We start from the raw sequence: 25,577 nt of genomic DNA, 5'->3' as shown, positions 1-25,577 counted from the left end.
TGTTATGAAAGCGTCAGCGCGCGGGCGGGATCGAGCACGGTCAGTTCGTTGCGCAATTCGTTGATGCGCGAGCCCAGAGCGATTTTGTCGGCGTCTTTGCGCGTGGTTTGCGTTTTGAGCGCGCGCATCAATTGCTGCTTTACTTCGAAGACCAGCGCCGGTTCCCAGCGCGTGAGCGGCAGCGAGTGCGACGCGGCGTCCAATTCGGCGAGCAGCGCGAGCGCGGTATCCGCACGGCCCGCCGAGTCGGCGACGCGCGCCATCACCAGGCGTTGCAGATATCGATGGCGTTCGGTCTTCATGCCCGGTAACGCATCGAGCCACGCAAACGCCGCTTCGATGCCTTCGCGTGACGACAGATCGCGCGCTTGCGCTTCGATTTCGGGCCAGTCGCCTGCCGCGTGCTCATCGGCATCCGCGGATACCGGCAGCGACGCCACGCTCTCGCCCGCTTCCAGATCGCGCACCACGGCGTGGCGGGCGATCCATTCGAGCGTGGCGTCGTCGGCGAACGGAGTGCCGTCGTTGAACGCGAGCCGCTCGATGCCCGGCAGCCGTTCGAGAAAGAGCGCGAAGTCGGCGCGCAGCAGATCGCGCCATGCGTTGTAGGGCGCGCCCACGTTATCTAGCGCGACGTGCTGGAAATACTGCAGGTCGAACCACAGATGGTTGACGCCCTCCATGAACGCGCCTTCGACGCGTTCGAGCAGTTCGTTCCACTGTTTCTGCAGCACGAGCCGCTTGAAATGCTGGCGGATTTCGCTGCGTGGCGGCTCGATCCGCGTGCGCCCGCTCGCATCCCCCGGCGGCACTTCGTGCAGCGTGTCCCAGCGGATGCTGCGCACCAGACGCGCCGCCGGCAGATAGCCGTTTTCCTGATCGCGCAGCCATGCGGCCATCGTGCGTGCCTGATCGAGCAGATCGCGTGCGGAGACTATCGGACCGCATGACGGCAGCGACGAGCTTGCGGGAATCGGCGCGCTCGCGCTCGGTTCGGCGCTTTGTATGGCGTCGTCGTGGCGCTCAAAGCGCGCGACGAGCGCCTGCAGGTTCGGACGCGCGCCTTGCGCCCATGCGTTGGTGCGCCCGACGATCACATCGAGCGCGGCGATCGCGCGTTCCAGATCGGCGGGGGCGAACGCGCCACGGGCGTCGAGCAGATCGAGGATGCGCGCGGTCGCCAGCATCTCGAGCGCGCCCTTCCTGGCTTCGGCACGGGATGGATGCACCGACTCGCCGAACCGGTCTACCAAGGCGGCCGTCAGTTCGAGCCCATCGGCAAAGCCTGCTGGCCCATCCTGGCGCAGACGCGCGAAGGCATAGAAACCCGCCACGCGCAGATCCTTGCCGACTTCCTTGGTCAACTGCTCGCACGCGCGAACGATCAACGCGTCGTCGATATTCGAGAGCTTGCCCGCTTCGTCCTTCACTTCGAAGAAGGCATCTTCATAGCCGGGATCGCGGCCGACGCCGTTCTCGCCAGACAACGGCGTGAGCCACGTGTTCCATGCATCGAGACGCGCTCTAGTGAGCTGATCGGCGTCCTGAGACGGGAGAAGTTTCTTGAGCAATCCGGCCAGCATCATCGACCTCCCGGCAGCGGCACGCCAACTTTCTGCGCCGCTGAGAACGCGCCTGGCGGTAAAGGCGGCGGGTTCGGGCCCGAACCTCTCTCAGCAACGGACTTTGTCATGAAGATGTGCGTCGGCAGCGTGAAGTGGCGCAGCGCCAGCACATCGAGCGGCCCCGCGCCGCTTTCAGCGCGCAGTTGCACCGAAAGCGCCGGACCCACGCCCTGGTCGGGCGTCCACGACAACACGTAGCGCGCGTTGTCCTGCTGCGAGACCTTGGCGCGCTCCATCAGACGGATGAGCGCAAAGCGGCCTTGCGCGTACATCGTCGAGCGCAGGCCGCCTTCCTCCGTTTCCCATTGAAGCTGCGCGTCGTTATCCAGCGCCTGGCCTGGCCATTCGAACGGCACCCACTGTTCCATCTGATTGAAGTAATGAAGCTGCTGTCCCGATGACACCAGCTTCATGTCCGTGATGCCCGGTGTGGGCGCGCCGCGTAGCTCGAAGCGCACGCGGGCGTCGCCCGAGGGGAACAGCGCGGTCGATACACGCGTCAGCTTGTTCAGCGCAGCGAGGAACGCGGGATCGAGCGTCAGCGTGCCCTGGTCGGATCCCTGCGCCGCGACCCACTGATCACCTTGACGCTTGACCACGCCCGCCAGTTCCGTCGCCACAAACTGAGCGATGACACCGTTATCCATTCGCATGAAGCGCGCCATGTCGGGCAGCGACGCGTCGTTGTCGGAATCCGCGAACGGATATCCTCCATGCGAAGTTCGTTCTTCGCAGCCGTGCGGATGAGATTTCGGGTGTTGTTCAGGTTGTTGACCAGATCCGGATTCAGGCTGTCGTGCAAGCTCCCCACGATCACGGGCCGATTCGGATCCTGTGCCGTGAAGATGAGCGCCACCTCCGTGCCGTGGATCAACGGCATGTGATGACCGTAGTCCGCCCCCGCATAAGGCTTGGCCATACGAATAGGACGGCTCGCGCCCCCCGGACTCCACTCGTCCAGATCGAACGGCATCTTGACGACATACCGTCCCTTTTCATCGAGATAGCCATAGTGATAGTTGCCGGGAGAATCCACCCTGGCCGGCCAGATGCCTTCGGCCTTGGGACGCTCGATCACGTCGATGCTCGTGCGCCACTTGCGATCCGCCGGGATCGCCCGAAAAGTGTTCCAGTACGACACGCCCCGGCCGCCGCCGCAACGCATCGACGTAACGAGCAGGCCGTTGGGCGCATCCTTGGGATTCACGTCCAGCCTGATCACCTCGCCCACTTCGAGCGAGAACGGATTGCCCCGAGCGCGATAGCTGATCTGCGTGGCGATGTGCGCTTCATGGCGCAGACGCGCGATCTGGCGACCTTCCTCCAGCGTTTCGTAATGCTCGCCCCACGTCCCATCGACACCATCGGTGGTCTTGTCCGCGCGCGCGGTGTTCTCCTCGACCAACAGATTGACGTCCGCCTGACGATGGTTGTAGTCGTTCAGTTGCACCGCCTCGGGCACGCGCTGCGTGATCGTCCTGAGCGAACGGATCGATTCGGCACCCACGCTTTCCAGCCCCGAGTGGCTGCGATACGGAACCACCCGCTGCTTGCGGGCATACGCATCCAGATCATCCCCGAAGATGATCACCGTCCGATCGCTCTTCTGCTCGAAGCGAAACCAGATGCCCGCTTCGGCGCAGAGGCGCTGAATGAACGCGAACGTGGTCTCGTAGAACTGAGTCTCGTATTCGAGCCGCTTATACGTGCCGCGCAGACTCTTGAAATCGAAATCGACACCGAGGCGATAATCGTAGTGGCGCAGCGTATCGGTGATGATCTCGACGACCGATTGCTTCTGAAACAATCGGCATGTGCGGCCTCTCGCCAATTCCGCGATCTTCGGCACCAGGGTGACGCGATACCGGGTTTCATCGGTCGATGTGCCGAGCGTCTCAAACCTGTCAATGACGCCATGCGTGACGCTAGGCTCCGGCGCCTTGCTGAAGTCCTTCCATCGTTCACCGAACATCTGCCGCAGATAAGCTTCTTGAGGATCGATGGGGGCGATGGTCAACACCGCAGACCGCCCAACGACCTGATCCATCGGAATATCGGCGACAGGGCTCGTAAATTCGATATTGAACTTGTAGAGCGCGCTAATTTGCGCCTCGCCATTGAAGCTCAATACTGAGATGGGCGCGGGGTGGGGCTTCAACTGGAGGCCGTAGGCCTGACTTGGCAATACCATTGACATGCGAAAGCACTCTCCCTGCTAAGCGCCACTTCGACGACAACTTAGGTAGACGTTTTAACGACCCGAGGATTGCATCGCGCAATCGCTTGGCATTCCGAATCGGGATAATTTAGCAGGGGATTGTGACCTAATATTCCGTCGCTCGGAGCGACGTCATTGTCATTTAGGAATGGTCCGAAGACGCTTGCGGCACTGATCGGAGGTGGGGCCGCTCGACATGGAAACTGCACCCAGCCTTTAGCATGTCCAGGTTAAAGCAGCGATCGCAGCGATCGCAGTGACGCGCACCCAAACTGCAATTCTGCACGTTGCTCGTGCTCGCAGAGGCGGTGCGGAGCGGGAGGTCATGACACAACTGGTTGCGCGCATCGGGCTCGACCGCCCGAGCTTCGGTCAAACGATGATCGTTAACGCCCGCTGATGGGCAATCGTCGCGCGTATCGAATATTTGAGAAAACTAAGCCCGATTCTGCATCAACAGCAGCGTCTCCCCGTCCTGCACGACGTTCCCCAGTTGATTCAGCACGCGCAGCTTCAGCGTCGCGATTCCTCGGTCGATGCGCTTCGTCACCCGCTTACCGACGACTTCGATTTCGACCTGAATGCGATCGCCGATATGAAGCGGCGCCCGAAACGACCAGTTCCATCCCAACGTCGCCAGCGCGCTCATGCGCACCGGTGAGCGCGTCTTCAGACCATCGGTGAGCGCGAGGCCGAGCAGTCCGTGCGCGATCCGGCCGGAAAATCCCGCCTGCTGCGCGGCCACATCGTCGAGATGGATGTCGTACATATCGCCCGATACACCCGCGTAATTGACAATATGCGCTTCCGTCAACGTCATGCCGGACGTGACGAAATGATCGCCTATCTCGAGGTCGTTCAGGTCATACATGCCCGGCGCGAGCAAACGCCCGCGCTGTACGGCGGCTTCTTCGTTCTGTAATTGGGTCATGTCTTCCATCTGTCCTTGTAATGTGCCTTCAAGAAAGTCGGCGTTCAAAGTCCGAGCGTCTGCATGACGAGCCGCATTCGCTGAACCGCGAGATCGGGATTGCGCAGCAGGCCGGCCTTATCGGCGAGACGGAACACGTCCGCGAGATAAACCGGCGGACGTGCGCCGTGGTGACCGCCGAGCATGAAGAAATGCGGCTGAAATCCGTTCAGGTAGGCGAGAAAGACGACGCCCGTTTTGTAGTACTGCGTCGGCATGCGAAAGATGTGGCGCGAGAGCGCCACCGTCGGCGCGAAAACCCGCTCGTATCGCGCGAGATCGCCTGCAGCGAGCGCCGCGAGCGCCTGCGATGCAGCCGGCGCGATCGCATCGAAGATGCCGAGCAACGCGTGCGAGTAACCTTCTGCATCGCCCTTGATGAGCGACGGATAGTTGAAATCGTCGCCCGTATACATCCTGACGCCTTCGGGCAGGCGTCGCCGGAAGGCAATCTCGCGGGCATCGTCGAGCAGGGAAATCTTGATGCCGTCGATCTTGCCAGCGTTCTCCGTGATGACCGTCAGGCACGCGTCGGCTGCTTCGTCGAGATTGTCGCTGCCCCAGTATCCCTTCAACTCCGGATCGAACATGTCGCCGAGCCAGTGAAGGATCACGGGCTTGTCGCACATCGCGAGCACTTCGCCATACACACGCAGATAGTCATCGCGACTTCGCGCCACGCGGGTGAGCGCGCGGCTTGCCATCAGGATCACCCGGCTGCCCGTGCGCTGAATCGCTTCGAGCTGCGTCGCATAGGCGCGGATGACGTCACCGCACGACGTGGCCGACTGCGCGGGAAGATGATCCGTGCCGCATCCCGACGCGATCCGCGCACCGGCCATGTCGCGCGTTTCCTGCATCGTCCGCTCGATGAGCTCGAGCGCCGTGTCCCATGTGAGGCCCATGCCGCGCTGCGCGGTGTCCATCGCCTCCGCGATGCCGAGCCCCTGGCCGATCAGATATCGCCGATATTCGATCGTGCGCGCCCAGTCGAGTGCGGCGGGCTGATTCAGTTCGCCGCTGCGAAGCGGATCGGCCACGACGTGCGCGGCGGAATAGGCGATGCGGTTGAATGTCGATCCCGCCGGCGCGCCGCCGATCGGATCGCCTTTGAGCGTGTAGTTTTCGAACTCGCCGGAAGCGGTCGGAAGAACGATATGCATGGTAGTCAGGTCCGGATAGGCGCGTCGAAAAGGATAGGGAACGCTGCGGGCATGTCGATGCCGAAAAACGTCGCGAACGCCGCGAGCTGCCCGTCGATCATCGGCCGTCCGTTGGTCGCGCGACAGCCGCACTGCCGCGCATGTTTCAGCAGCGGCGTTTCGGCGGGCGTCATGATGATGTCGACGACCTGCATCGCTTCGGAAAATGCGCCAAAGGAAGCCGGCATGCCATCGCCCGGCTTCATGCCGACCGGCGAACAGTTGATGAGCAGATCCATGCCCGCGACATTCGCCGGATCGACATCGACGCGAGCCTCGCAATCCGGATAGAAGCGGTTCAGTCGCGCCGACAACTGCTCGGACAGCTCGCGCTGCGGATCGCTCAGCGCGATGCTCGCCGCGCCCGCCTCGGCCAGCGCGTGCGCGACCGCGGCGCCCGCACCGCCCGCGCCGAGCTGCTTCACGCGCTGGCCGCGAACCTCGAAGCCGAGTCGCGTCAGTCCCTGCACGAGGCCTGTGCCGTCGAACATATCGCCGTACCAGGTGCCATCCGGCTGCTGCCGCATCACGTTGATCGCGCCGACGCGCCGCGCCGTGTCCGACATGTCGTCGACCATCGCCATCGCGCGCACCTTGTGCGGCACGGTGACGACCAGGCCATCGAGATTGCCGAGCGCCTGAAGTCCGGCTACGGCCGGCTCGAACACGTTCACGGGCACATCGAACGGCAGGCATGTCGCATTGATGCCGCTTGCGTCGAAGAGCGCGTTCATCAGTTGCGGTGTCTTCACCTGCGTCACCGGACTGCCGACGATGCCGAAGAGGCGCGTCGATCCATCGATTCGAAGAGCTTGCAACTCGCGCTTCACCGCTCGCCCCCCGCTAACTCAGCAAGCCGCGGATGACACGGCCAGCCTTGCGACGCCATCACGGCATCGAGGCCCATCGGTTCGGGACGGAAGAGTCGCTCGTCCATCAGCTTGAGATCGGGCGAGATGACGGGGCGAAACGCCATGTGCGCGAGCACGTCGCGCTCGAGATCGATGCCCGGCGCGATCTCGATCAGTTCGAGCGCGCCATCGATGGCGCAAAACACCGCGCGCTCGGTGACGAAGAGTGTCGTCTGCTTGCGCTCCTGCGCGAAAGGTCCGCTGTACGACACCTGCTGCAGCTTCGACACGAACTTGCGATGCGCGCCTTCCTTCAGGATCTGCAGCTTGCCGCCTTCGCAGGACACTTGCAGGTTGCCCGCCGTGAACGTGCCGCCGAAGACCATCTTGCGCGCGTTCTGGCTGATGTTGATGAACCCGCCCACGCCGATCAGCTTGTTCGCGAAGCGGCTGATATTGACGCTGCCCTGCGCGTCGATCTCGACCGCCGAGAGAAACGCGATATCGATGCCGCCGCCATCGTAGAAATCGAATTGATACGGCATGTCGACGATCGCGCTGTAGTTGCGCGCGGCGCCGGCATCGAGTCCCGCCGCGGGCGCGCCGCCGATCAGCCCTTGCTCGTTCGTCAGCACGATGTGATGCAGCACGTCCTCTTCCGCCGCGACGAGCCCGATGCCCGTGCACACGCCCGAGCCGACGTTGCACACCGCGCCCATGCTCAGTTCCATCGCGAGACGCCGCGCGATGATCTTGCGTTCGTCGAGCGGAAGGCGCGGAAAACCGCCGAGCGGAATACGCATTTCGCCGGTAAACGACGGATCGTAAGCCGTCTGATACGTCACCGGCTGATCCTCCTGAACGACGACCGCGTCGACGAGCATGCCCGGAATCTTCACCGTCTTCGCGGGCAAGGTGCCGCGCTTCGCAAGCCGCTTCACCTGCACGATCACGACACCGCCGTTGCGCTTCGTCGCCTGCGCCATCGAGAGCATGTCCGCGAAAACGGCTTCATGCTCCATCGATATGTTGCCGTCTTCGTCCGCCGTCGTGCCGCGCAGAAAAGCGACATCGACTTCGAACGGCTTGTAGAACAGCCACTCGCGGCCGTCGAGCTCGATCAGGCTGACGAGTTCGTCATCGCTCGGCGCGCCCTGAAGCCCACCGCCATTGCGCGGATCGACGAAGGTATGCAGCCCGACATGACTGACGAGCCCCGGCCGCCCCGCCGCCATCTCGCGCGTGAGCTGCGAGAGCGCGCCCTGCGGCAGTGTCCACGCTTCGACTTCCTTGTTCAGCGCCATCTGCGCGAGCGCCGGCGAATCGACCAGCGTGCCGCATACGACACGCTTGAGCAGCCCCGTATGCGCGAGCCGCGATGCGCCGCGTTCGCCGCGATCGCCGAGGCCGACCGGATGAAACGACGTGATCCGGCGCGGCTCGCCCTGCGCGAGAAAGCGCCGCTCGAGCGCCTCGATCAGCGCTTCCGGCACGGCGTGCCCGCTTCCCGATCCGCCGATCATCAAGGTATCGCCATCCTTCAGCAGGGATGCAGCCTGGTCGGCGGTCAAAATTTGCATGTCATCTACTCCGGTATTGTCTGTGTTTGCGTCGATGCCCGCATCGGCGTCAGATTGCCGAATGCGATTCCTGGAACACGGGCTGATCGTCCCGATGACGCGAGAGGCGTTTGCCGAACAGCGCCGCGATCAGCGTGAGCAGGCAGAAGACGGCGAGGAACACCATCACGTAAGTCGGCTTGCCGCCCGCGTATGCGACGAGCGCGGTCGCGATGAACGGCGTCGGCCCGCCTATCAGCGCGCCGGAAAACTCGCGGCACATCGCGATGCCGGAGAAGCGGTACTGCGTCGGAAACAGATTCGACAGGAACGCGCCCTGTGCGCCGCAGGTGCAGCCCCAGCTGATTCCATAGACCGCGCTCATCGCGATCGTGGCGAGCACGATGTCCTTCGAATCGATGGCGCGGAAGAGCGGCCACACGAGCGCGAGCGCGATCATCGCGCCGGCGGCGAACACGTTGCCGCTGCCGTATTTGTCCGCGAGCATGCCGCCGACGGGCGCGCAGAAAAGCGAGAAGCCCAGCGCGATGATCAGTACGACGAGGCTGTCAGCCTTCGCCATGCCGACCGTGTTGGTCATGTAGCTCAGCGCAAAGGTATTGAGCACATAGCTGAGCGCCTGATGGCCGCCCATCGCGAAGAAGCCGCACAGCAACTCGCGACGGCTGTTGCGAAACAGGTCCGCGACGGGCACTTTCTCGGCCTTGGCCTTCGCGCTCGCCTTCTCCATCGCGGCGACGTATTCGGGCGTTTCATCGAGCTTCGAGCGGATGTAGATCGCGACGCCGAACAACCCGAGCGACAGGATGAACGGCACGCGCCACGCCCACGTGAACAGGATGTCTTCCGGCACGTACGAGATCATCAGGAACGTCGCGATCGCGATCATCACGCCGAAGTTGGTGGCCGCGTTCGGAATCGACGTAAAGAACGCGCGCCGGCTCGGCGGCGTGTATTCGGCGATCAGCGTGATTGCGCCGGCGAGTTCCGCGCCGGCGCCGAAGCCCTGCATCATGCGCAGCAGCACGAGCAGGATCGGCGCGATCACGCCTGCCTGCTGCCACGTCGGCAATATGCCGAGGCCGACGGTCGCCGCGCCCATGATCGTCACGCAGAACACGAGCGCGGGTTTGCGGCCGTATTTGTCGCCGATATGCGAAATGACGATGCCGCCAACCGGCCGGATGATGAAGCCGACCGCGAAGGTCGCGAACGCCGCGAGCGTGCCCGCAAGCGACGACAACTGCGGAAAGAACAGCTTGTTGATGATGAGGCCCGATGCCGCTGCGTAGAGCCCATAGTCGTACCATTCGATGATGGTGCCGAGCGTCGACGCGAACACGGCGCGTCGGATGTTCCTGCGGTCTGCGTTCTGCGCATGTGCGACTTGCATGGCGCTGTCTCCTGCTTCTCTTTGGTCTGGTTATGTTCGACGTGACGTACTTGTCCGCGAATCAGTTCCGGCTTGCGCGATTGCCGAATGCGTTGGCGCCCTCCTCGTAGTTGCCCGAGGCGAAGCACAGCGACGTCAGCTCGTTCTCGTAGCGAATGCCCTGTTCGACGCTCATCGAAAGCGATGCGCGCACGGCCGCCTTGACCGACTGCGTCGCGATCGGGCTGAACTCGGCCATCTTGCGGCACAGCGCCATCGCGGTTTCGACGACGGCCGCATCCTCGACCACCATCTCGACAAGGCCGATGCGGAGCGCCTCGTTCGCATCGATGGTGTCGCCGGTCAGCAGAAGGCGCATGGCCTGCCCGTAGCCGATGAGGCGCGGCAGCATTTGCGACGCACCGCCGCCGCCGACCCAACCGCGCACCACTTCAGGCGCGCCGAACTTCGCGCTTTGTCCCGCGACGCGGACATCGGCGCCAAGCATCATTTCCAGGCCGCCGCCCAGCACCCAGCCTTTCAATGCCGCGACGACGGGCTTGGTGAATTCGCGCACGACCATCGCGTAATCGGTGCGGGCGCGAAACTCCCACGTCGTGCGATACGTCTTGAGCGAATGGAGATCGCTTCCCGCGCTGAATGCGCGCTCGCCTTCGCCGCGCAGCAGCACCGCGCGGATCGCTTCGTCACGCTCGATGTCCTGCCGGATGCCGGCGAGCGTCTGCGTCATCTCGGGCGTGATCGCGTTCATCTTCTCCGGTCGATTGATGACGATCTCCGCGACCGCGCCGTGTTTGCGCACCACCATGTGTTCCTGCATCGCGCCTCCTTTTTTTTCACTGCCGAAGCAGTGATGTCCCATTCGAGTATTCCCTTATACTTACTTACTAGTAAGTACGTTGAGCGGACATTAACATCATTTCCGGGCACTACGCAACGAGATTTTCGGGAGGCGAAAAATGGAACGCGCGCAGTCGTTTGCGGAGAAGGCGGCGAAGAGATCGACAAATGGGGGTCGTGTAAAATCGACCGCAAATTCCGCAGCATCCCCGTCCGTTGCTTCGCCTCGTTCGAGGCCGAGCCGGCAGTCCGATCCCCACCGAGATGAACCGTTGAGTCAGAACGACAAGACCGACAAAACAAGCGCCGCGCCCAAAAAATCTCCGATGTACGACAGCATCAAGGATCTGGCGAAGAAGCTCCTGATCGCGCACGGCTATCACAAGACAACGTTTGGCGTGATCGCCAAGGAGCTCGGCATCACGACCACCAACATCCACTATCACTTCGGCAACAAGAACAGTCTCGTCGAGGAAGTGGTGAAGGAATACGTGGCCGGCGCCACCGCGGGACAGAAGAAAATCTGGCTCGACGAAACGCTGTCGCTGCGAGAGAAGCTGCAGGCGGAAGTCGCCTACAACCGCAATCTGTTCCGCAAATACAATCCCGGCGGCAAGACGCGCAGGCCGTGGAGTCTGATTGGCCGGCTGCGCCTGGAAAGCGACGTCCTGACCGACGAGGCGCGCGCGGCGCTCGCGGGCTTCACGACCGAGATCCACGCGGCCGTCGAAGTCGCCGTCGAGCATGCGAGCCGCACCGGCGAGCTGAAGCGCGACACGCCGAAGGAAGACCTGATCTTCCTGCTCACGCACCTCGTCGACAGCCTGTCGGTATTCGCACAGGACGCGGGCGGCTTCGAGCGCGTCGAACAGTTCATGAACTCTTTCTCCGTCGTGGTGCTCGCGAAATACACCAAGTGAATCTTTCCCGTCGATGTCATCGGCGGCTGGACAATTAGATCGATCTACCTTATTGTCTTTCAACGGAGACAATAGACATGAACGAGACCGGTTTCAAGCTCGCAGTCGTCGGCGCGGGCATGGCATCCGCGCCGCATCTGGCGAGTCTGCTGGCCTTGCAGGACCGCGCGACCGTTCGGTATGTCGTTGCGAGGTCGCAGGAACGCGCAAGCGCTTTCGCCCGACAATTGCCGCATGCGCGCGTCACGCTCGATCTCGACACGGCGCTCGCCGATGACAACGTCGACGGCGTGCTGCTGCTGACGCCGCCGAACACGCATCTCGAACTCGGCGCGATGATCGCGGCAGCGGGCAAACATCTGCTGGTCGAGAAGCCCATCGACGTCACCACGTCTCGCGCGCGCGAGCTGGTCGCGCTATGCGAGCAACGCGGCATCGTCGCGGCTGCGGTGCTGCAACATCGCACGCGCGACGCAGCGCGCAAGCTCCGTCAATTGCTCGACGCGGGCGCGCTCGGCGACATCCACAGCGCGAGCATCGCCGTTCCGTGGTGGCGTCCGCAGTCCTATTACGACGAACCCGGACGCGGCACGCGCGAGCGCGACGGCGGCGGCGTGCTGATGACGCAGGCCATCCATACGCTCGATCTTTTCTTGTGGCTGGTCGGCCTTCCCGACGAAGTGTTCGCCTACGCGATCACGAGCCGCGCGCACCGCATGGAATGCGAGGACACCGTCGCGGGCGTCATGCGATACCGAAGCGGCTGCGTCGCGTCGCTGCACGCCAGCACGGCCATCTTTCCCGGCTTTCCCGAACGCATCGAATTGAGCGGCAGCAACGGCAGCGCGACGCTCGGCGGCGGCAGGCTCGTCGTGCAGTACATGGACGGCACCACGCTCGACGAAGGCGAAACCGCTTCGCTCGGTTCAGGCGCGAACCCGATGGCCTTCTCTCATCACGCCCATCAGGCCGTGATCGCCAATTTCATCGACGCCGCCACGCACGGAATCGAGCCGGTCGCGTCATTGCGCAGCGCCTTGAATGCGCATCTGCTGATCGACGCGCTGATCGCCTCGTCGGATGAGCATCGACTCATGATCGTCAACCCGGACTCGTCATCATGACTTTCGCACTGAACGCCGCAGTTTCCGGAGACACGCGCCTCTTCGCCATCGTCGGCGATCCGATTGCGCAAGCGCGCTCGCCGCTCGTCTTCAACGAGATATTCCAGCGCATGGGCGTGAACGCGGTGCTCGTGCCGATGCAGATTCCCGCCGCGTCGCTCGCGACCGCCATCGCCGGACTGAAGACGATCGGCAATCTCGATGGCATCGTCGTCACGGTGCCGCACAAGATATCGATGACCGGCCTCGTCGACCGGCTCCTGCCGATTGCGCGGAAAGTGGGCGCGATCAATTGCATGCGCCGCGTCGAATCGGGCGAATGGGTCGGCGAGATGTACGACGGCGAAGGCTTCACGCGCGGACTGCGAAAACAGGGCCACGAGCCGCGCGGCATGTCGGTGTTTCAGGCGGGTGCGGGCGGAGCCGGAAAAGCGCTCGCGCATGCGCTGTCCCGCGCGGGCGTGAAAGCGCTGCAATTGATCGATGTGGATCGCGCGAAGCAGGACGCGCTGATCGCGGAGCTTGCGCACGCTTATCCCGATGCGAACGTCTCGGCCGGAAGCGCCAGTCCCGCGGATGTCGATATGGTCGTCAACGCGACGCCGTGCGGCATGGCGGCCGGAGATCCGTTGCCGTTCGACATCGCCCGGCTCGACCGCCGCGTGCTGGTGGCGGACATCATCATGAAGCCTGAACGCACACAACTGCTCTGTCAGGCCGAGGAACGCGGCCACCGCATCCATCTCGGGCGTCATCTGCTGGAGAATCAGGCGGAGATCGTCGCCGAGTTCTTCGGCATCGCGCATGGCTGACCGGAAGACGGATCTCGCGGCCGATTCGGATACACTCCGGGCATACGACTCATCGACCGTTCCAATGACCCGAGGCAAACCAGGTTCTCCCGTCACGCTGCTGGATATCGCAAACGATCTCGGCCTGTCCCGCGCCACGGTCTCGCTCGTGCTGCGCAACAGCCCGCGCATCTCCGAAGCCACGCGCGAGCGCGTGCTGGAAGCGTTCAAGCGCAAAGGCTACGTCTACAACCGCCATGCGGCGGGCATGCGCAGCAATCAGACGAACACCGTCGGCGTCGTCGTCAACGACCTCGCCAATCCGTATTTCACGATGCTCGTCCGCTCCATCGAGGCGAGCCTGAGCACGCAAGGGTTCATCACGCTGCTCGGCAACACCGACGAATCGCTCGAACGCCAAGGCCGCTTTCTCGATACCGTGCGGCAGCACAATATCGACGGTCTCATCGTCTGTCCGACCGAATCGACGACGGCCGCGCAGATGCGTCAGGTGCTCGCGTGGGGCATTCCGTGCGTCTTCGCTTCGCGTTACGTGCCGGGCCTCAAGGCCGATTACGTCGGCGTGGACAATCGTCGCGGCATGGCGCTCGCGACCTCGCATCTGATTTCGCTCGGGCACAAACGCATCGCGATGATCGGCGGCGTGATGCGCGCGTCGACCGGCAGCGACCGCGCCGAGGGCTATCGCGACGCGCTGCGCGACGCGAAGATCAAACTCGACGAACGGCTGCTCGTGCCGTCGCCGCTCACGCGTCACGACGGAAAGCGCATCATCACCGAACTGCTTGCGCTGAAGAATCCGCCGACGGCCGTCGTATGCGGCAACGATATCGTCGCGTTCGGCGTGATGCTCGGACTGCGCGCCCACGGCATCGAGCCTGGCGCAGACTTCGGCGTCGTAGGCTTCGACGACGTGCCGGAAGCCGAACTCTGGGAGCCGCCGCTGACCACGGTCCAGGTCTTGCAGGACGACATCGGCCGCGCCGCCGCCGATCTGCTGCTCAAGCGCATGACGGAGCCTTCGCGGACGCCCACGCGCATCGTCTCGGAGCCGGTTCTCGTCATCCGCGGAACCTGCGGCGCGCGCAAATAAGCGCTTCATACCCGGACGTGCTCCGTTCGGGTTTCCCTTATAAAAATCTCCTTGCACCGTATCCGCGCAGCTTTTACCCTGTAGTAGATCGATCTAACAGATTTTCGCAGTCGCATCGGCAGCGTCTCTTCGCGCCTTTTTCGTCGCAATGCAATATGGACATCAGACCCATAGGAGTCCGAGACATGCATGACTATCTGCTTTCTCGCCGCAAGATTTTGATGCTCACGGCTGCGTCGGCGGCCGCGGGTTGCCTGCCGCGCCTGGCGAGCGCCGACACCCCGACGATCCGCATCGGCGATGTCGTCGACCGCCACAATCCCGAGGTCATCACCGAGAATCTGATGGCCAAGCGTCTGAAGGAAACGACCGGCTTCGACGCGCGCGTATTTCCGGACGGCGTGCTCGGCTCCCACACGCGCATGAACGAGCAACTGCGCAACGGCACGCTCGAAGTCACGGTGACCAACGTGGCGGATCTAGAAGGCTACGACAAGCGTCTCGGACTCTTCGCGATGCCCTTCGCGTTTCCCGACCGGAAGTCGCTCTTCGCGGCTCAGGACGGTGCGCTCGGCAAGGCCTATGCGGGCATCCTCGACAATCTCGGCTTCGTGCTGCTGGGCTGGTTCGACTCGGGCTTGCGCAGCGTCTACAACCGCACGCGTCCGATCAACGAACCCGGCGATCTGAAGGGCCTGAAGATCCGTACGCAAGGCAATCAGATCATGATCGCGACGTTCAACCAGCTCGGCGCACAGGCGACGCCGCTCGACACGACGCAAATCTATTCCGCGTTGCAGCAGGGCGTCGTCGATGGTGCGGAGAACTCGGTGACGTTCTTCGTTCAGCAGCATCACAGCGAGGTGGCGAAGCACTACTCGTACACGAATCACTTCTTCTCGATCGATCCGATGCTCGCCAGCAAGAAGTGGTTCGACTCGCTCGACCCCAAGAAACAGGACGCCGTGAAGGAAGCCGCCGCGCAGGCTCAGCAGCACGAACGCGATCTGTGGCTGGCTTCCGATGCGAAGTATCTGGCCGAAGCGAAGAAGGCCGGCGTGGCGTTCAACGACGCGAATCTTCCCGCGTTCCAGGCAGCGGTCAAGCCGATCTATACGAAGTACCGCGCCAACTTCGCCGAACTGGGCACCTACCTGCCCGCCCTCGGATAACCGCCGGAGGTTCCCGACATGAAACCCGATCCGCGTTCGCGCGAGCCACGGGACAGCATCAACAAGGTTGCGGCGTTGCGCGTGCTCGCGAGCGTCGAAGACCTGCTGATAGCGGTCCTGGTTTTCGCGATCTTCTGCGTCGTTCTTGCGGGCATCCTGTCCCGCTTCGTCTTCCACGTCTCGCTCTCGTGGAACATCGAGGTCAGCGTCACGTTGATGATCTGGATGACCTTCATCGGCATCGCGGTCGGGGTGCGCGACAAGGTGCACGTCGCTTTCGAACTCTTCGAAGACAAGCTGAGCGGCCGATGGCTCGCGCTGGCGTCATTCGCGCAGATGCTGTTGATGGGCTTCCTGCTCGTGGCGCTCACTTGGGGCGGCTGGCAGTTCATGCAGCTCGGGCTCAACCAGATGACGCCGAGCGGCATCCCGCAATGGATATCGTTCGCCGCGATTCCCGCCGGCAGCGCGCTGGGTCTGCTGCATCTCGCGGCGCACGCATGGGACCTGGCCGCCCACGCTAACCTCGAAAGCGCGCAACACGGCCACGGCCATACCGAGACGAGGACGCAATGATTCTGACCGTCGGACTGCTCGCGCTATTCGTCGTCGCCGGCGCGCCGATCATCGCTTCGCTGGGCGCGGTCGGCACCATCGACGGCCTGATGCAAGGCCTGCCGCTGACCAACATCGCGCAGGCGATGTATCACGGCGTCGATTCGTTCACGCTGCTCGCCGTGCCGCTGTTCATCCTCGCCGGAGAAATTCTCTTTCACTCGGGCTCGGCCGGGCGCCTCGTCAACTTCATGAATCTGCTGGTGGGCCGCGTGCCCGGCGGGCTCGGCGTTTCCGCCGTCGCCTCGACGATGGTCTTCTCCGGCTTGAGCGGCTCCGTCAACGCGGATGCCGCCGCGATTAGTTCGGCGATGCTGCCGTCGATGGAAAAAGCCGGCTATCGCAAGGAATGGTCGTCCGCGATTATCGCGGCGGCGGCCGGCACGGGCATTCTGATTCCGCCGTCGATCACGATCATCGTGCTGGCGACGGTCGCGAACATGTCGGTCACGAAGCTCTTTCTCGCGGCGACGCTGCCTGCCCTGCTGGTCGGCATCACGAAGATGCTCATCATCATGTATCGCGCGCGCTCCGAGCCGCCGGTCGCGCCGGTCCACTTCAGCGTGCGCGAGCTCGGCCGCGCGTTCATGCTCGCGATCCCCGCGCTCGGTGCGCCGATCATCATCCTGGGCGGGATCTTCATGGGCTTCTTCACGGCGACCGAGTCCGCTGCGGCGGCGGTGGCCTACGTGACGATCATCACGCTCGTGCAGCGATCCATTCCGAACCGCGCATGGCTCGGCATTCTGATCAAGGCGGGCCGCACCAGCGCAATCGTGCTGTCGCTCGTCGGCGTCGCGCAGATTCTCGGATACATGCTGGCGTACAACTCGGTCGGCGAGCAGGTCGCCGAATTCGCTACGCAACTGACCGGCAACAAGTTCGTCTTCACGGTGTTCATCGTGGTCGTGTTCTGGCTGCTGGGCGCGTTGCTCGACGGCATTCCCGCGCTCATCCTGCTGATTCCGCTATTCCTGCCGATCGCGCAGGACGCCGGCTTCAGCGACATCCATTTCGCGATTCTCGCCATCGCCATCGTCGGCATCTCGCTCGTGACGCCGCCGATCGGCACGGCCTGCTTCATCGTCACCGGCGTCGCCAACATCCGAATGGTGAATCTTGTGCGGCCCATGCTGCCATTCATGGCCATCATGTTCGTGACCATCCTGCTGCTGGCTTTCGTGCCGGCGTTCTCCGAATGGCTACCTCATCTCCTGTACTGACGCCGCGCCGCGCCCCGCCGCTCGCGCTCGTCACCGGCGCGCGCCGCGGCATCGGCGCGAGCATCGCGATCGAGCTGGCGACGCGCGGGTTCGATCTCGCGCTGATCGACATCGATGACGACAACGCGAACGAAACGATGGCCGCCGTCGAAGCGCACGGCGCGCGCGCACGCTTTTACCGGCACGATCTCGCCGATAGCGCCGCCCATCGCGCGCTCGTCGAGCGCATCGTTTCGGACTGCGGGCCGATCACCTGTCTCGTCAACAACGCGGGCGTCTCGGCCGGGCAGCGCGGCGATCTGCTGGAGGTAGACGAGCAGTCCTATGACCGCGTCGTCGATATCAACATGCGCGGCACGTTCTTTCTCACGCAGGCCGTGGCGCGCCACATGGCCGCGATCGGCAGCGAAGATTCGCGCAGCATCGTCTCGGTGTCGTCGGTCAGCGCCGAACTCGCGTCGACGGAGCGCGGCGAATACTGCATGTCGAAGGCCGGGCTGGGCATGCTCACCAAGCTGTTCGCGCTGCGCCTCGCGCCGCTCGCAATCGGCGTATTCGAAGTGCGCCCCGGCATCATCCGCACGCCGATGACGGAAGGCGTCGCCGCGCGCTACGACGAACGCATCGCCGGCGGCATCGTCCCGATGAAGCGCTGGGGCGCGCCGCAGGACGTCGCGTCGGCCGTCGCGGCGCTCGTCTGCGGACAGATGGCGTTCGCGACGGGCAGCGTGCTCAACGTCGACGGCGCGCTCTCCGTTCCGCGCCTGTGACCACGACGACCGAGGAACCATCGATGGGACACATTCTCTCGCGTCGCGAAGATGCCGTGCTCGTGCTGGAACTCAGCAATCCGGGCAAGGCCAACGCGCTCGACTTCGCGATGCTGGCCGCGCTCGACGAGCAGATCGCGCAAATCAACCGGGACGACGGCATTCGCGCCGTCGTGCTGCGCGGCACGCCGGGCGGCGTGTTTTCGTCCGGCGCCGACATCCGCGAATGGTCGGCGCTGAGTCCGGAGACATTCGCGACGCAATGGGTCGGCGAAGGCAACGCGGTGTTCCGGCGCTTCGAACGGCTGCGCTGCCCGACCGTGGCCGTCATCGAAGGACTGTGCTTCGGCGGCGGCCTGGAACTCGCGCTGTGCTGCGATCTGCGGCTCGCTGGCACCGGCGCGCGCCTGCGCTTTCCGGAAGTTTCCATCGGCGCCATTCCCGGCTGGGAGGGCGGCGACCGCTTGCAGCGCATCGCGGGCCGCGGGCGCGCGCTCGAAGCGGTGCTGCTGTCGCAGGAGATCGATGCATCGACCGCGCTGCAGTGGGGCATCGTCAATGCGTTCTGCGCGCCGCAGGAAGTCGAAGCGCAGTTGCAGGAATGGACCGCGCGCCTGTGCCGCGTATCGCCGCGCGCCGCCGCGCTCGCCAAGGCGCTGATCGTCGATGACCACGACGATCCGCACGCAGCCTATACATCGGCCGCGCTCGCGGTCCGCTCCAGTCCCGACGCGGAGCTCGGCATCCGCGCCTTTTTCGCGAAGACGGCCGCCGTCTTCTGATGTCACGACACCATGAACATACTTTTCCAACGCACGCATCAACGATCTTTCGGCACCTGGCCGCTCAACGGACAGCAACTGCGCGACGCGCTGACGGACGCGATCGAAACCGGCTATCGCGCGATCGATACCGCGCAGCTCTACGACAACGAACTCGGCGTCGGCTCGTCGCTGCGGGCGATCGGCATCCCGCGCGACGAGTTGTGCATCACGACCAAGATCGCGCCCGCCAACGATTCCGACGAACGTTTCATGCCGTCGCTGCGCGAAAGCCTCGAGAAGCTGAAGATCGAGCAGGCCGACGTCCTGCTGCTGCACTGGCCGCCCGCGGACGGCAACGTCGCGCCTTCCGTGCGGCGCCTCGAAGAAGCGGCGCGCGCGGGCCTGACGCGTCATATCGGCGTCAGCAACTTCAACGCCGCGATGATGCGCGCCGCGAAAGCCGCGACCGCGCTGCCGCTCGTCACCAATCAGGTCGAGTTCCATCCGCTCTTGAACCAGCGTGTGCTGATGGATACCGCCATCGAGACCGGCATTCCGCTTTCGTCGTACTGCTCGGTCGCGCGCGGCGAAATCTTCAACTATCCGCTTTTCGAGGAAATCGGTGCGCGCTACGGCAAGTCGGGTGCGCAGGTGGCGCTGCGCTGGATTCTCCAGAAAGGCGTCCCGATCAACACGATGTCGACGCAGCGCAGGAACATCGAGGCCAACTTCGACGTGATGGACTTCACGCTGTCGAGCATCGACATGCATCGAATCGACGCGCTGAACGACACCAATTACCGCATCGTCAATCGCGAACGGGTGCCGTATGCGCCCGAGTTCGACTGATAAGGAACCGCATGAGCCATCCCCTGCTCTTCGACGAGATCGAACGCGGCCTCGGCTTCACGACGTCGGGCATCGTCGTCACCGAAAGCCATGTCGTGCAGTTCGCGGGCATCTCGGGCGATTTCTTCGATGTCCACATGGACGACGAATTCGCCCGCGATGTCGGCTTTCCCGGCCGCGTCGCGCACGGTCTGCTGTGCCTCGCCATGCTCGACGGCCTCAAGAACCGCGCGGCGACGCGCTTTGCCGCCGTCGCGACGCTCGAGTGGACGTATCGCTTTCACAAGCCGGTGCTGATCGGCGACCGCGTCCAGGGGCGCATCCGCGTGCTGGACAAGCGTCCGACGCGCCGCTCTGATCGCGGCATCGTGCGTTTGCAGGTCGAAGTACACAACCAGGACGGCGTGCTGATCCAGGACGGAATCAACGTGCTGATGGTCCGCGCGGGCGCACGGACGGACAACGAGAACCGATGAAATGAAGCGTGCACACCTGACCGATGCGGATTTCATGGCGGCGGCGATCTTCGACGGCGCGGTCGTCGTATTGAGCGGCTCGGGCGGCGGACTCGTCGAACCCGATCACATCACGGAAGCCATCGAGCGCCGCTTTCTCGCGACGGGCCATCCGCGCGATCTCACGCTGATCCACGGCCTCGGCATCGGCGACGGCGTCAAGAGCGGCATCAGCCGCTTCGCGCACGAAGGCATGGTGAAGCGCGTGATCGGCGGCCACTGGACCTGGTCCAAGCCGATGCAGAAGCTCGCGCGCGAGGAACGCATTGAGGCCTACACCCTGCCCGCCGGCGTGATCCAGACGCTGATCCGCGAAGCCGGCGCGGGCCGCCACGGACTCGTCACGCACATCGGCCTCGATACCTTCGCCGATCCGCGCCACGGCGGCGGGCGCGTCAACCTGCGCGCGCGGGACGATCTCGTCGAAGTCGTCACGCTGGGCGGCAAGGAACTGCTCTGGTACAAGCCCTTCGAAATCGACTTCGCGATCGTGCGCGGCACCACGGCGGACATGCAGGGCAATCTGACATCGCGCGAAGAGCCGGCCGATATCGACGCTTTCGCCGCCGCGCTCGCCGCGCACAACCGCGGCGGCCGCGTGTTCGCGCAGGTGCGCGACGTATGCGCCACGCCGATCACGCCGGCGCGCGCGGTCACCGTGCCGGGCGTTCTCGTCGACGATATCTGCGTGTACGCGGATCAGAAGCAGACGACCAGCGGGCACTACGATCCGGCCATCAGCGGCGAAGCGCCCGCGCCCGACACGCGCATGCCGCCGCCGCTGCCCGAGGGCATCCGCTACATCATCGCGAAACGCGCCGCGAAGGAGCTGAAACCCGGCGCGTGCGTCAACTTCGGTTACGGTTTGCCCGATGGCATTCCCGCGGTGGCGCATGCGGAAGGCGTGGACATCAGCTGGACCGTGATCGAGCAGGGATCGCACAACGGCGAACTGCTGGGCGGCGATCTGTTCGGCGCCACGCGCCATGCGAGCGCGATCCTCAAGTCCACCGATCAGTTCGACCTGTTCAGCGGCGGCGGCATCGATATCGCGTTCCTCGGCATGGGCGAGCTGGACGCGCAAGGCAACGTCAACGTCTCGTGGCTGGGGGAGAACATCGTCGGGCCGGGCGGCTTCGTCGACATCACGCAGCGCACGCGCAAGGTCGTCTTTTGCGGCACGTTCGAGGCGAAGGGGCTTGAAGTCGAGCTGGAAGACGGGCAAGTGCGCATCCGGCGTCACGGCGCGGTCCCGAAGCTGGTCGAGCAAGTGCGTCACATCACGTTCAGCGGCAAGCGCGCCCGCGCGGACGGCCAACAAGTGCTTTACGTCACCGAGCGTGCCGTCTTCGAACTCGCGCCCGAAGGCTTGCGGCTGATCGAAATCGCGCCGGGCGTCGACCTCGTTCGCGACGTGCTCGAACGTATGCCCTTCGAAGTCTCGTTGCATCCGTCGCTGCGTGTCGCCGCGACCAGTGCTGACTAAAACTCGAATCGGAGAGATCGATGGACTTCACGCTGAGCGACACGCAGAAAATGATGATCGAGACCGCGCGCCGCTTCGTCCGGTCCGAGTTGCAGCCGCTCGAACAGCAAGTGGAAGAGGAAGGCGCGCTCGCGCCCGAGATCGCCCGCGACTTGCAGGCGCGGGCGCGGGCGCTGGGTCTTTATGCGGTGAACATGCCCGCCGAACTCGGCGGCGGCGGACTGAACACGGTCGATTCGATGCTATGCGAGGAGCAGTTCGGCCACAGCTCCGACATACTCGTGCGGCGCGCGTTCGGCAACGTCTACGACGCGCTGCTCGCCTGCGAAGGCGAACAGATCGACCGCTGGCTGAAACCGGCGATTGCCGGCGCGCGAACCTGCGGCCTCGCGATCACCGAAACGGGCGCGGGTTCGGACGCCCAGGGCATCGAAACCACGGCGCGCAAGACGTCGTTCGGCTGGGCGCTGAACGGCAGCAAGCACTTCATCAGCGATGCGCAATGGAGCGATTTCTTTCTCGTCTCGGCCCGCACCGGCGAGAAGGAAATCTCGCTCTTCGCGGTCGACAAGAATCTTCCGGGTTTCACTGTCGGCCGCGATCAACGGATGATGGGTCTTCGCGGCACGCCGCACCACGAACTCTTCTTCGACGACGTCCCGCTAGAGCCGATGGCCCTCATCGGACGACAGGGCGAAGGCTTCAAACTCGCGATGAACATGCTCGGCCGCGTGCGCCTCGCGTTGATCGGCGCGCGCGGCATCGGCAAGGCGACGCACGTGCTCGAAATGATGATCGAGTACGCCGGCGAACGGCGGCAGTTCGGCACGCGCATCGGCGATTTTCAAATGATCCAGCAACTCATCGCGGACAGCGTGATGGAGATCAACGCGGCGCGGCTGATGCTGCTCAACACCGCGAGCATGATGGACGCGGGACAGGACGCGCGCGACTGGATTTCAATGGTCAAGGTGCAGGCTTCCGAGACGCTTGGGCGCGTCGTCGATCGCGCGGTGCAGGTCTTCGGCGGCATGGGCTTCTGCAAGGAGCTGGCCATCGAACGCTATTACCGCGATGCGCGCGTCTATCGCATCTTCGACGGCACCTCGGAGATTCATCGCGGCATCATCGCCCGCAACGCGATGAAGCGCGGCGCAGCGCTGTTCGACCTTCATCGATAAAAACATGAGAAAGCTCATTACCGCGGACGCGGCGGCCAGGCTCGTGCGAACCGGCGATGTCGTCAGCATCAGCTCGTCCAGCGCGCTCGGCTGCCCCGACAAGATTCTCGCGGCCATCGGCGAGCGCTTCGAGCGCGAGGGACAGCCGCGCGACCTCACGACGCTGAACCCGATCGCCGCGGGCGACATGTACGGCGTCAAGGGCATCGATCATCTCGCCCGGCCCGGGCTGCTCGCGCGCACGCTCGCGGGCTCGTATCCGAGCGGCCCGTCGTCGCTGCCGATGCCGAACATCTGGCGCATGATCGCCGACAACGAAATCGAGGCCTACAACGTTCCGAGCGGCATCCTGTTCGACATGCACCGCGACGCCGCCGCGAAGCGTCCCGGCGTGCTGACCAAGGTCGGAATGGGCACGTTCGTCGATCCCGATTTACAGGGCTGCGCGATGAACGCCGCCGCCGCCGCGCGTCCGGTCGTGCGCAAGGTGTCCTTCGATGGCGATGACTGGCTCTACTTCCCGGCGATCGCGCCGCGCGTGGCGATCATCCGCGCGACCACGGCCGACGAAGCGGGCAATCTCGGCTACGAACACGAAGGCGCGCTGCTGGGCGGCATCGATCAGGCGCTGGCCGCGCGCAACAACGGCGGCATCGTGATCGCGCAGGTCAAGCGCGTGGTGAAATCCGGCACGCTGCGGCCGCACGACGTGCGGGTGCCCTGCAATCTGGTCGATTACGTCGTGGTCGATCCGGACCAGTGGCAGACCACGCAGACGCCCTACGATCCCGCGATCAGCGGCGAAGTCACGCTTCCGATGGATTCGTTCGAGCCGACGCCGTGGGGACCGGAGAAGGTCATCGCCCGCCGCGCCGCGATGGAGCTCGCGCATGGGTACGCGGCCAATCTGGGCTTCGGCATTTCGGCCAATGTGCCGCGCATCCTGCTCGAGGAAGGCTTGCACGGCGAAGTGACGTGGGCGATCGAACAGGGCGCGGTCGGCGGCATGCCTTTGCTCGGGTTTGCGTTCGGTTGCGCATCGAACGCGGACGCGATCGTCGCGTCGCCGAATCAGTTCACGTATTTTCAGGGCGGCGGCTTCGACATCGCACTGCTGTCCTTTCTGCAAGTCGACGCCGATGGCAGCGTGAATGTCTCCCGGCTCGCGTCGAAACCGTATCTGACGGCGGGATGCGGCGGCTTCGTCGATATCACCGCTCATGCGCGCCGCATCGTGTTCTCGGGCTTTTTCACCGCGGGCGCGCAGCTGGAAGTCGGCGGCGGCAGGCTCGCGATCGTCAAGGAAGGCCGCACGCGCAAGTTCGTCCGGACGGCCGAGCAGATCACGTTCTGCGGCCGCGTGGGGCGCGAGCGCGGGCAGCGCGTGACCTACGTGACCGAACGCTGCGTCATCGATCTTCTCGATGACGGGCTGACCGTGCGCGAGATCGCTCCCGGCGTGGATTTGCAGCGCGACATTCTGGATCAGGCCGAGGTTGCGCTAAAGGTCGCCTCGGATCTGCGTCAGATGGATGCAGCGCTTTTCACCGATGCGCCCTTCGGACTCCGGCTCAAACCTCGCGAAGGACGCCATGACTGATCGCTTCGTTTCCATCGTTCGCGATGCGGCTGTCGCCATCGTCACGCTGAACCGGCCGGACAAGCTCAATGCGCTGACGCCCGCCATGCTGGATCAACTCGAAGATGCGGCCCGCGCGATCGAAGCCGACGATGAGACGCGCGTCGTCATCCTCGCGGGCGGCGGCGTGAAGGCGTTCTGCGTCGGCGCGGACATCAACGAATGGGCCGCGCTCAGGCCGCTGGACATGTGGCGCCACTGGGTACGGCGAGGTCATCAGGTCTTCGACCAATGGGCGCGGCTGCGTCAGCCCGTGATCGCGGCGATCAACGGTCATGCCTTCGGCGGCGGGCTGGAACTGGCGATCACGGCCGACGTGCGTATCGCGGCCGAAGAGGCCCGTTTCGCGCTGCCGGAGGCATCGATTGCCACTTGCCCCGGCTGGTCGGGCACGCAGCGGCTCGTGCGTCTGACCGGCGCGAGCCACGCAAAATACCTCGCCTTGAGCGGCGCGCGCGTGACGGCCGCGGACGCGCGGGCGTGCGGCCTTGTGCACGAGGTCGTGCCGCAGGACCGCGTGCTGGAACGTGCGCATCGACTGGCGCTGGACATGGCGGCGCGCGCGCCGGTGGCGCTGCAACTGACCAAACAGTTGCTCAACGCCGCCAGCGGCGAGGAAACCGGCTCGACTCTCGAAGCGATGGCGGGCGCGCTCGCCGCGAGCACCGAGGATGCCGCGGAGGGCATCCGCAGTTTTAGCGAGAAGCGGCCGCCGATTTACGTCGGACGTTGATG

23 protein-coding genes and 1 pseudogene are annotated in these 25,577 nt (G+C 64.3%); 15 read left to right on the top strand and 9 right to left on the bottom strand.

Features of this window, described 5'->3' with window-relative positions:
* Positions 1–2: 2 nt before the first annotated feature.
* The 9 genes and pseudogenes from tssA to LDZ23_RS15760 all read right to left on the bottom strand — a co-directional run bounded on the left by tssA (position 3) and on the right by LDZ23_RS15760 (position 10,659).
* The gene (tssA, locus tag LDZ23_RS15800; protein WP_033536085.1) at positions 3–1,586 is read right to left on the bottom strand and encodes a type VI secretion system protein TssA; all 1,584 of its coding nucleotides are present in this window, start codon (positions 1,584–1,586) and stop codon (positions 3–5) included.
* A pseudogene (locus tag LDZ23_RS15795) lies at positions 1,583–2,281 on the bottom strand (type VI secretion IcmF C-terminal domain-containing protein); the annotation flags it as partial. The gene tssA and the pseudogene LDZ23_RS15795, both read right to left, overlap by 4 nt.
* Complete coding sequence (locus tag LDZ23_RS15790; RefSeq protein ID WP_081987201.1) at positions 2,164–3,822, bottom strand: type VI secretion system Vgr family protein; 1,659 nt, start codon at positions 3,820–3,822, stop codon at positions 2,164–2,166. The pseudogene LDZ23_RS15795 and the gene LDZ23_RS15790, both read right to left, overlap by 118 nt.
* A 457-nt stretch (positions 3,823–4,279) precedes the next feature.
* Positions 4,280–4,774: a MaoC/PaaZ C-terminal domain-containing protein gene (locus LDZ23_RS15785; protein WP_235366203.1), complete on the bottom strand. Its 495-nt coding sequence runs from the start codon at positions 4,772–4,774 to the stop codon at positions 4,280–4,282.
* A gap of 44 nt (positions 4,775–4,818) precedes the next feature.
* Entirely contained in the window at positions 4,819–5,976 is a 1,158-nt protein-coding gene (locus LDZ23_RS15780; RefSeq protein WP_008353921.1) for a dihydrodipicolinate synthase family protein, read from the bottom strand.
* Between the two features lie 5 nt (positions 5,977–5,981).
* Positions 5,982–6,833 carry a shikimate dehydrogenase family protein gene (locus LDZ23_RS15775; protein WP_144403650.1) on the bottom strand — a complete coding sequence of 284 codons (852 nt, stop codon included), beginning with the start codon at positions 6,831–6,833 and terminating at the stop codon, positions 5,982–5,984.
* 8 nt (positions 6,834–6,841) lie between these two features.
* Positions 6,842–8,446, bottom strand: coding sequence for an acyl CoA:acetate/3-ketoacid CoA transferase (locus LDZ23_RS15770; RefSeq protein WP_008353923.1), 1,605 nt, complete (start codon positions 8,444–8,446; stop codon positions 6,842–6,844).
* Positions 8,447–8,495: 49 nt separating this feature from the next.
* A complete protein-coding gene (locus LDZ23_RS15765) occupies positions 8,496–9,839 on the bottom strand; it encodes an MFS transporter (RefSeq protein WP_008353924.1) in 1,344 nt (447 codons plus the stop codon).
* 61 nt (positions 9,840–9,900) lie between these two features.
* Entirely contained in the window at positions 9,901–10,659 is a 759-nt protein-coding gene (locus tag LDZ23_RS15760) for an enoyl-CoA hydratase/isomerase family protein (RefSeq protein WP_008353925.1), read from the bottom strand.
* 346 nt (positions 10,660–11,005) lie between these two features.
* Here LDZ23_RS15760 and LDZ23_RS15755 point away from each other — a divergent pair, with 346 nt between their 5' ends.
* From LDZ23_RS15755 to LDZ23_RS15685, 15 genes are all read left to right on the top strand, one after another.
* A complete protein-coding gene (locus tag LDZ23_RS15755; RefSeq protein ID WP_033536083.1) occupies positions 11,006–11,599 on the top strand; it encodes a TetR/AcrR family transcriptional regulator in 594 nt (197 codons plus the stop codon).
* Positions 11,600–11,676: 77 nt separating this feature from the next.
* A complete protein-coding gene (locus LDZ23_RS15750; protein ID WP_008353927.1) occupies positions 11,677–12,723 on the top strand; it encodes a Gfo/Idh/MocA family protein in 1,047 nt (348 codons plus the stop codon).
* Positions 12,720–13,535 (top strand): shikimate dehydrogenase family protein, encoded by an 816-nt coding sequence (locus LDZ23_RS15745; RefSeq protein WP_008353928.1) that lies wholly within the window; start codon positions 12,720–12,722, stop codon positions 13,533–13,535. Before LDZ23_RS15750 ends, LDZ23_RS15745 begins: the two co-directional genes overlap by 4 nt.
* A 64-nt stretch (positions 13,536–13,599) precedes the next feature.
* Entirely contained in the window at positions 13,600–14,628 is a 1,029-nt protein-coding gene (locus LDZ23_RS15740; RefSeq protein ID WP_008353929.1) for a LacI family DNA-binding transcriptional regulator, read from the top strand.
* 185 nt (positions 14,629–14,813) lie between these two features.
* Complete coding sequence (locus LDZ23_RS15735) at positions 14,814–15,800, top strand: TRAP transporter substrate-binding protein (protein WP_008353932.1); 987 nt, start codon at positions 14,814–14,816, stop codon at positions 15,798–15,800.
* An 18-nt stretch (positions 15,801–15,818) separates the two neighbouring features.
* Complete coding sequence (locus LDZ23_RS15730) at positions 15,819–16,376, top strand: TRAP transporter small permease (RefSeq protein ID WP_008353934.1); 558 nt, start codon at positions 15,819–15,821, stop codon at positions 16,374–16,376.
* Positions 16,373–17,638 (top strand): TRAP transporter large permease, encoded by a 1,266-nt coding sequence (locus LDZ23_RS15725; RefSeq protein ID WP_008353936.1) that lies wholly within the window; start codon positions 16,373–16,375, stop codon positions 17,636–17,638. Before LDZ23_RS15730 ends, LDZ23_RS15725 begins: the two co-directional genes overlap by 4 nt.
* Positions 17,614–18,408 (top strand): 3-ketoacyl-ACP reductase, encoded by a 795-nt coding sequence (locus LDZ23_RS15720; RefSeq protein WP_008353938.1) that lies wholly within the window; start codon positions 17,614–17,616, stop codon positions 18,406–18,408. Before LDZ23_RS15725 ends, LDZ23_RS15720 begins: the two co-directional genes overlap by 25 nt.
* A gap of 23 nt (positions 18,409–18,431) precedes the next feature.
* The gene (locus LDZ23_RS15715) at positions 18,432–19,190 is read left to right on the top strand and encodes an enoyl-CoA hydratase/isomerase family protein (RefSeq protein WP_008353939.1); all 759 of its coding nucleotides are present in this window, start codon (positions 18,432–18,434) and stop codon (positions 19,188–19,190) included.
* 12 nt (positions 19,191–19,202) lie between these two features.
* On the top strand, positions 19,203–20,021 hold the full coding sequence (locus LDZ23_RS15710; protein ID WP_008353940.1) for an aldo/keto reductase: 819 nt from the start codon (positions 19,203–19,205) through the stop codon (positions 20,019–20,021).
* 11 nt (positions 20,022–20,032) lie between these two features.
* Entirely contained in the window at positions 20,033–20,497 is a 465-nt protein-coding gene (locus LDZ23_RS15705; protein ID WP_008353941.1) for a MaoC family dehydratase, read from the top strand.
* Between the two features lies 1 nt (position 20,498).
* The gene (locus tag LDZ23_RS15700; RefSeq protein ID WP_008353942.1) at positions 20,499–22,022 is read left to right on the top strand and encodes an acyl CoA:acetate/3-ketoacid CoA transferase; all 1,524 of its coding nucleotides are present in this window, start codon (positions 20,499–20,501) and stop codon (positions 22,020–22,022) included.
* A 20-nt stretch (positions 22,023–22,042) separates the two neighbouring features.
* Positions 22,043–23,203 (top strand): acyl-CoA dehydrogenase family protein, encoded by a 1,161-nt coding sequence (locus LDZ23_RS15695; RefSeq protein ID WP_008353943.1) that lies wholly within the window; start codon positions 22,043–22,045, stop codon positions 23,201–23,203.
* A 4-nt stretch (positions 23,204–23,207) separates the two neighbouring features.
* The gene (locus LDZ23_RS15690; RefSeq protein WP_008353945.1) at positions 23,208–24,803 is read left to right on the top strand and encodes an acyl CoA:acetate/3-ketoacid CoA transferase; all 1,596 of its coding nucleotides are present in this window, start codon (positions 23,208–23,210) and stop codon (positions 24,801–24,803) included.
* Positions 24,796–25,575, top strand: coding sequence for an enoyl-CoA hydratase/isomerase family protein (locus LDZ23_RS15685; RefSeq protein WP_034471896.1), 780 nt, complete (start codon positions 24,796–24,798; stop codon positions 25,573–25,575). The genes LDZ23_RS15690 and LDZ23_RS15685 overlap by 8 nt, the downstream gene beginning before the upstream one ends.
* The last annotated feature ends 2 nt before the right edge of the window (positions 25,576–25,577 follow it).

Origin of the sequence: Caballeronia zhejiangensis, from assembly GCF_022879815.1 — a bacterium.
GTDB lineage: Bacteria > Pseudomonadota > Gammaproteobacteria > Burkholderiales > Burkholderiaceae > Caballeronia > Caballeronia zhejiangensis.
This window is presented reverse-complemented; position numbering and strand designations above follow the sequence as displayed.